The organism is Stenotrophomonas sp. S39 (genome assembly GCF_016624665.1).
Taxonomy (GTDB): Bacteria; Pseudomonadota; Gammaproteobacteria; order Xanthomonadales; family Xanthomonadaceae; genus Stenotrophomonas.
In genome coordinates this window covers 1-7,456 of the sequence record NZ_JACVTT010000143.1, presented here as the reverse complement: position 1 = coordinate 7,456, position 7,456 = coordinate 1, and the positions used below count along the sequence as shown (strand labels likewise).

6 protein-coding genes are annotated in these 7,456 nt (G+C 66.5%); 3 read left to right on the top strand and 3 right to left on the bottom strand.

What is annotated here, in order from left to right; all coding sequences use genetic code 11:
• Positions 1-262 precede the first annotated feature (262 nt).
• From IAE41_RS21190 to phbB, 3 genes are read left to right on the top strand one after another with little or no spacing between them, the layout of a single operon-like run.
• Positions 263-1,399 carry a porin gene (locus tag IAE41_RS21190; protein WP_200734454.1) on the top strand — a complete coding sequence of 379 codons (1,137 nt, stop codon included), beginning with the start codon at positions 263-265 and terminating at the stop codon, positions 1,397-1,399.
• Between the two features lie 55 nt (positions 1,400-1,454).
• Positions 1,455-2,783, top strand: coding sequence for a CitMHS family transporter (locus IAE41_RS21185; RefSeq protein WP_079225368.1), 1,329 nt, complete (start codon positions 1,455-1,457; stop codon positions 2,781-2,783).
• 25 nt (positions 2,784-2,808) lie between these two features.
• Positions 2,809-3,549, top strand: a complete 741-nt coding sequence (gene phbB, locus IAE41_RS21180; RefSeq protein ID WP_079223230.1) for an acetoacetyl-CoA reductase — start codon at positions 2,809-2,811, stop codon at positions 3,547-3,549.
• A gap of 33 nt (positions 3,550-3,582) precedes the next feature.
• Here phbB and IAE41_RS21175 read toward each other — a convergent pair whose 3' ends face one another.
• From IAE41_RS21175 to IAE41_RS22575, 3 genes are all read right to left on the bottom strand, one after another.
• Positions 3,583-4,686: a DUF4274 domain-containing protein gene (locus tag IAE41_RS21175; protein ID WP_200734453.1), complete on the bottom strand. Its 1,104-nt coding sequence runs from the start codon at positions 4,684-4,686 to the stop codon at positions 3,583-3,585.
• A gap of 211 nt (positions 4,687-4,897) precedes the next feature.
• Entirely contained in the window at positions 4,898-7,186 is a 2,289-nt protein-coding gene (locus IAE41_RS21170) for a TonB-dependent receptor (RefSeq protein WP_200734452.1), read from the bottom strand.
• A gap of 80 nt (positions 7,187-7,266) precedes the next feature.
• On the bottom strand, positions 7,267-7,456 hold a 190-nt coding region (locus IAE41_RS22575), incomplete at its 5' end, for a hypothetical protein (RefSeq protein WP_234458962.1).

The window sequence follows — 7,456 nt, the reverse complement described above, 5'->3', positions numbered from 1 at the left end:
GGGCGGGGGGGGGGGGGGCGGCCAACCCGCGGGGCAGGGCCCGGCGCTACCGGGGCACCGTCGCGCTGGTAGCGCCGGGCCATGCCCGGCGAGCGCAGCGGCCCGCTTTACGCTGCACCGCACAAACCGCTGACAGGACGATGACAGCTACGGCAACCCAGACTGCGGCCGCGCACCATCCGGTGCCCACGATTGCCGCGCGCCCGGCGCGCACCTGGGAGGGTTTGTGGAACTGAAGTTTGCCTGGCAGCGCCCCGCCGCCATGATGGCCCTGGCTGCGCTGGCCGCGCCGGCCTTTGCGGAAGACGACCGGCCGGTCACCGCCACCGTCGGCGGCCGCCTGCACCTGGATTTCGCCACGTTCGACAACGACGACCGTGGCACCCCGAACAAGGACGACACCGAGATCCGCCGCGCCTGGCTGGACGTGTCGGGCAAGTTCTTCGCAGTGGATTACAAGGCCGAGGCTGACTTTTCCGGTGACCGCGTCGAGGCCAAGGATGTCTACCTCAGCCGCAGCTTCGGCAAGGCCGGCAAGCTGACGGTGGGCCAGTTCAAGCAGTACTTCTCGCTGGACGACCGCACCAGTTCCAACTACGGCAGCTTCCTGGAACGCGGCAACGCCGGCACCACGCTGGCGCCGCTGTACCGCCTGGGTGCGTCCTGGCAGGCCAATCCGGGTGACTTCACCTGGGCCGCCAGCCTCTACAGCCTGGAGAGCATCGATGCCTGGCAGGTGAAGGGCCGCGCCGCCGGTGGCCGCGTCACCTGGGCCCCCTCGCCCAGCGATGGCGACGTGCTGCACCTGGGCCTGTCGCTGGCCCATGAGGCCTACGACAACCCCGGCAGCAACGGCACCCCGGGCCTGAAGATCCGCCCGCGCCCGGCCGGCCACCTGTCCGACGAAAGCCGCCTGACCCTGGTCGACTTCTCTGCCGGCCGCGATACCGACGTCAACAAGTGGTCGCTGGAATACGCGCAGGTGCGCGGCCCGCTGTCCTGGCAGGGTGAATTCAGCGGCGCCACCTTCGACGACGGCGCCCAGCGCGGCGATGTGATGGCCGCCTACGGCATGCTCAGCTGGTTCGTCACCGGCGAAAGCAAGGCCTACGACCGCAAGACCGGCCGCTTCGCCCGGGTGAAGGACATCCGCCACAAGGCCGGTGCCTTCGAAGTGGCGCTGCGCTACGACCAGATGTGGGGCGCCCAGCACCTCGACGGCGCGCCCGACCTGCGCCGCGGCAGCACCGCCGCCTGGACGCTGGGCGGCAACTGGTACCTGCGCGACAACCTGCGCTTCATGCTCGACCTGATCGAAAGCCGCAACCGTGACCGCCTGGCCGGGGTGACGCTGGACCGCACCCGCGCGGTCACCGGCCGCCTGCAGGTCGACTTCTGAGCCACGCACTCCCTCCCCCCCTCTTCAACCGCAGTACGCAAGGAGTCCGCAGATGATGCTGAGCATCCTCGGCTTTGGCATGGTCATTACGTTCATGTACTTGATCATGAGCAAACGACTGTCGCCGCTGGTCGCCCTGATCACCATCCCGATCATCTTCGCCCTGCTGGGCGGCTTTGGCGCCAACATCGACGAAATGATGCTGGAAGGCATCAAGAAGATCGCGCCGACCGGCGTGATGCTGATGTTCGCCATCCTCTACTTCGGCGTGATGATCGATGCAGGCCTGTTCGACCCGCTGGTGCGCATCATCCTGCGCTTCGTCAAGGGCGATCCGATGAAGATCGTGCTCGGCACCGCAGTGCTGGCGATGCTGATCTCGCTCGACGGCGATGGCTCGACCACCTACATGATCACCGTCTCGGCGATGCTGCCGCTGTACCAGCGGCTGGGCATGAACGCGCTGAACATGACCTGCGTGACCATCCTCGCCGGCGGCGTCATGAACCTGACCCCCTGGGGCGGCCCGACTGCACGCGCAGCCACCGCGCTGCACGTGGACCCGGCCGATGTGTTCGTGCCGCTGATCCCGTCGATGGTCATCGCCTGTGCCGGCGTGCTGCTGCTGGCCTGGTACCTGGGCATGAAGGAACGCCGCCGCCTGGGCGTGGTGACCCTGCCGCAGGGTGGCAGCTGGATGGACAACAGCGTGTCTGATGACAACAACGCGCTGCCGTCGGTGGAAGACGCCGAGGACATCAAGCGCCCGAAGCTGCTGTGGGTGAACCTGGCACTGACCTTGGCCCTGATGGGCGCGCTGATCGCCGGCGTGCTGCCGATGCCGGTGCTGTTCATGGTCGGCTTCGCCATTGCCCTGGTCATCAACTATCCCAACCTGGCCGAACAGCGCCGCCGCGTGGTCAACCACGCCGGCAACGTGCTGTCGGTGGTGGCGCTGATCTTCGCCGCGGGCATCTTCACCGGCATCCTCAACAACACCGGCATGGTCGAGGCGATGTCGCACAGCTTCCTGGCGATCATTCCCGAATCGTGGGGCCCGTACCTGGCTGTCATCACCGCCATCGCGTCGATGCCGTTCACCTTCTTCATGTCCAACGACGCCTTCTATTTCGGCGTGCTGCCGATCCTGTCCGAGGCCGCCGGCAACTACGGCATCACCCCGGTGGAAATGGCCCGTGCCTCGCTGGCCGGGCAGCCGGTGCACCTGCTCAGCCCGCTGGTGCCGTCCACCTACCTGCTGGTGGGCCTGGCCAAGGTCGAGTTCGCCGACCACCAGAAGTTCACCCTGAAGTGGGCGATCGCCATCTCGCTGCTGTTGATGGTCGGCGGCCTGCTGTTCGGCCTGTATCCCTTCGCATCCTGATCCGGACACCAAGGAGCCTTCTGCAATGACGCTTCGAATTGCTTACGTCACCAGCGGCATGGGCAGTGTCGGCACTGCCATCTGCCAGAGCCTGGCCCGTTCGGGCCATACCGTGGTCGCCGGCTGCGCCCCCAACTCGCCGCGCAAGGCCAACTGGCTGCGCGAACAGCGCGAACAGGGCTTCGATTTCATCGCCTCCGAAGGCAACGCCACCGACTGGGCCTCGACCTCGGCGGCCTTCGCCAAGGTACGTGCCGAAGTGGGCGAAGTGGACGTGCTGGTCAACAACTCCGGCGGCAGCCGCGACCTGCTGTTCCGGCAGATGACGGTGGAGGACTGGAATGCGGTGATCGCCTCCAACCTCAACGCGCTGTTCAACCTGACCAAGCAGGTGGTCGATGGCATGGCCACGCGCGGCTGGGGCCGCATCGTCAACATCGGTTCGGTCAGCGCCCACAAGGGCCAGATCGGCCAGGTGAACTACGCGACGGCGAAGGCGGCGATGCACGGTTTCAGCCGTGCCCTCGCTGCTGAAGTCGCTTCGCGCGGGGTCACCGTGAATACCTTGTCGCCCGGCTACATCGCCAGCCAGGCCATCAGCAGCTTCCCACCGGACGTGCTGGACCGGCTGGCCGCCTCGGTGCCGGTGCGCCGCCTGGGCCGGCCGGAGGAAGTGGCCGGCCTGGTGGCCTGGCTGGCCTCGGATGAAGCCTCGTATGTGACCGGTGCGGACTATCCCGTGAATGGTGGGTTGTACATGGGGTGAGGCCCATCCACGCACGGCGTGGATCTACTGCTTCTACCTGCGGGCGTTCGCCAGCGCATCGGCAATGTCTTCGGGCAGGCCGCTGATGAAATCCACGTCGTCCGATTCCTCCACGATCTGACCCGGGCGCGGCAGCCACATCAGGGCTGGGATCGCGCGCAGCACCTCGCGGCCCGGCCAGCGCGTGGGGAACCGTGGCCGGTTCCACTCCAGGTCAAAACCCAGCCCGTCATCCGCGTAGGCGCCTTCCTCCAGGCGCTGTTCGATCTGTCGGAGCACCGCAGCGGTGTAGCGGTGCGATTCCGGCGCATCCTCGATCGTGACGAACGGTACGTACCACGACGCGCCCAGGTTCCAGTAGAGCGCCACTGCGCTGGATGCCGCCAGCGTCGGTTGGTCCAGCAACCACTGCAGCGCATCTGACAGTGAGCTGGCCTCGGCAAACAGCATCACCTGATGGCGTTGCTGCGGCGATGCCTGGCGCAGGAAGGACTCAAGTACCGGCCAGCCCGCATCCGATGCCGTCGCCAGCGGCGACAGCGTCGGTGGCACCGCTTCAGCATAGATGTCGACGTCGCCGGCCACGTCGTCGCCCAAGGCCGGGCCACGATCAGGCTGCATCGCAGCGGCCAGGTCCTGCAGTTGTGCAGCCACGTCCAATGGCAGGCCGTCATCGAAGGTTTCGTCAATCACCTCCGCGAAAGGATCGACCGCCCGCGCGCCCACCACGGCGGCCAGCAGGGCGTCGGGCACGGCACGGCGCACCACCAGCCCGGGATGATCGCCCACCGATGGGCCAGGCCAGTTGCATGGATCGAAGGCGAGTCCATGATCGGCATAGAAGCCTGCCAGATAGCGCTGCTCGATGCTGCGGACGATCACGTAGGCATCGCGCTCGTGCTCGGGCACGTCGCCATCAGCGGCGTACTGGCTGAACCAGGCCGCGCCCAGCGACCAGTACATCAGCAGGGCGGTCGCGCGATCAAGCTCGCTGCGCCCTGCCAGCCAGGCCAGCAGCTCGGGGCTGTCGTCGTAGTTGCGGCGCGCGACGTAGATGTGGCGCTGGGCAGGTGATGCCTGCAGCAGGTAGTCCTGCAGCAGCGCGCGGGAGGCGCGGTCGTACTCGTCGGGGGTCAAGGGGAGGCTTCTCATGACTCAAGGGGCCTCTGCAGTCTAGCCGCCCCTGCCATCGGCGGACTGAGGCGCATCCACGCATGGCGTGGATCTACCGGGCAAACAACATCCACGCGCGGCGTGGATCTACCGGTCCGACACCATCGGCGCGCGACGTGGAGGCACCAAGACCCGGTAGATCCGCGCCATGCGTGGATGCTGCATCCCTACCCGATCAGAACTCCGCCGCCACCGTCATGAACACCTGGCGCGGTGCACTGGCATGGATGGCATAGCGCGTGCCGGTCGGATCGGTCGGTGCGAACGAACTCAACTGGCCGGCGTAACGCTTGTTGGTCAGGTTGGTCGCGTTCAACGACACGCGGATGTTGCGCAGGCCCATGCCGGGGCCGAAGTCATAGCCGGCACCGGCATCGAAGGTGGTCACGCCCGGCACCGACTGGTCGTTGGTGTAGGTGTAGTAGCGCTTGCCGGTGTACTTGGCGCGCAGGCTGGCGAAGAAGCCATCGCGGTTCCAGCTGATCTCGCTGGACGCCATGCGCTGCGGCGTGTCCACGGTGATCTTGCCGGCCACCGGCACGATCGCACCGCCGGAGGTGTAGTCATCCTCGTAGGTGGTCTTGTTCCAGGACAGCGCGTTGTACCACTGCAGGCCGTCGACCGGCTTGAGAATGAAGGTCAGCTCGGCGCCATGGCTCTTCACCGAACCCACGTTGATGAAGCGGGTGACGCACTCCGGGCGCGTGCCGACTTCGATGCTCGAACACGGGTTGAGCGACAGCAGGCGGTTGTCGAACTTCACGTTGTACGCGGCGATGGAGGCCTGGTACTTCTCGCCGAAGGTACGGAAGCCGGCTTCCAGGCTCTTCGACTTTTCCGGTTCCAGCCCGGCGCTGGCCGCGAACGATTCCGGCGAAACCTGCAGCGGGCCGCCGCTGCCGCCGCCGACGAAGGCCGCGATGTTTTCGGCGTACGAAGCAAACAGCTCATTGTTGGCGTTGAGCTTGAAGCCCAGGCCGACCTGCGGCAGCACCGATTCCTTGGCGGTCAGCGTGCCCGAGGCGATGCTGGTTTCCACACCGCCCTTGGCAGTGGCGCGCATCCGCGTGTTCGGACTCTTGATGCCCACGTCCACGGTCAGGCGCTGGTCGAGGAAGCGCATGCGGTCCTGCACATAGAACTGCTGCGTGCGGATGTCGAAGTCCTGGTTAAACAGCAGGCGGTCCGGGTTCTTCAGGTACAGATCATCCAGGAACGGCCCACTGATGTAGTAGAAATTGCGCGACACGTTGTGGTCGTTCTGCTCGTACCACAGACCGGCTTCCAGCTCGTGGATGCCCACCTGCCACGACAGTGCAGCGGTCAGGCCATCGCGGTTGATGGTGTAGTTGGTGCTGCGGATGGAGATCGGCAGCATCTGGTCGGTGCCCGGATAGGACGGCTGGCCCGGCGCCCACCAGTGGCCCTGGCCACGGTTGTCGTGGTGGTAGGCCACCAGCTTCAGGCGGCCCTGCTCGCCCAGGCGCAGGTCGGCATCGACCGAGTACAGGTTGTCATCGCGCAGCGCGCGGCTCTGGTAGTAGGCATCGTCGATGCTGTTGACGCCGCCGCTGAACTGGCACTTGGCCGGATCGCGCGTGCCGGGGGCGCACCAGGCGGCCGCGACGGCGCGGTCCCAGTCCGGTGCGTAGATGTTCCAGTCCCAGCCCAGGCCACGGTCCAGCATGTCCTTGGAGAGATAGGCGTAGTTGGCCTGGCTGGCGCGCGAGGTGGCGACGAACGCGCCGAAGCGGTGGTCGCCCACGTTCCACACGGCCTTGGCGTTGAACTGGCGGGTGGTCTGGTTCTGGTAAGGTGCGGCCCACATGTCCTGGTCCTGGTGCACGCCGGAGACATAGGCCGAGAAGCCGTTGATGTCGCCGGTATCCACGCGCAGGTAGCCGCGGCGCTGGTTGTCATCGCCCACGGTGACGCTGGCACGGCCGCCGAATTCGGTGGACGGGTCCATCGAGAAATACTGGATGGTGCCGCCGAGGTTGCTGGTGGAGGCGACGCCCAGTGAACCGATGCCCTGCGACAGTTCAGCACCGGCGAGGTTTTCGGCGATCAGTGCGCGGGCGATGCTCAGGCCGTTGTAGTTGCCGTAGCTGTTGTCGCCCAGCGGGATGCCATCGAGCGTGTAGCCGAGGCGGCTCTTGTCGAAGCCGCGCAGGCTGATGGTCTGCGATTCTTCGTTCGCACCGAAGGCATCGTTGGACTGCACCGACACGCCCGGCAGGCGGTCGAGGATCTTCTGGCCGCTGGTGCCCGGCGGCAGCACCTGCTTGTCCACGGCGGTGATGCGCTGCACCTGGCGTGTTTCGCCCTGGCCGATGACGGACACGGTGTCGAGCGTCTGTGCACTCAGCGCGGTGTCGGCGGTGGCATCGGTGGTTTCAGCGGCATGCGCGCTGGCGGCGGAAAGCGCGATCGCCACGGCGATCGTGAGGTGTCGGGTCTGCATGTGGATCCATTGCATGGGGGGAGTCCGCCGCGACTCGGCACGGCGCGCCGCCACTATGCGAATGGAAGATGAAATGTTTTTTACGAAGTGGCGCGGGTGTTGCGGGCAGTGACGCGCGTCTCGTTCGTGGGGCTTTTCGGCAGGGCTGCGCCCTGCACCTGCAGAAGCGGTAATGCCGGCCGCTGGCCGGCAACTTCAGAAGCAAAAGCCTGCATTCCCTGGGATGGCGGGGTGGGTCCGGTTGCGGGGGACGCTGCAAGTACGTCCATG

Bases quoted from the DNA above. Each gene is read 5' to 3' on its own strand.
- phbB (WP_079223230.1), top strand. From the start codon at position 2,809: ATGACGCTTCGAATTGCTTACGTCACCAGCGGCATGGGCAGTGTCGGC.
- IAE41_RS21170 (WP_200734452.1), bottom strand. From the start codon at position 7,186: ATGCAGACCCGACACCTCACGATCGCCGTGGCGATCGCGCTTTCCGCC.
- IAE41_RS21185 (WP_079225368.1), top strand. From the start codon at position 1,455: ATGCTGAGCATCCTCGGCTTTGGCATGGTCATTACGTTCATGTACTTG.
- IAE41_RS21190 (WP_200734454.1), top strand. From the start codon at position 263: ATGATGGCCCTGGCTGCGCTGGCCGCGCCGGCCTTTGCGGAAGACGAC.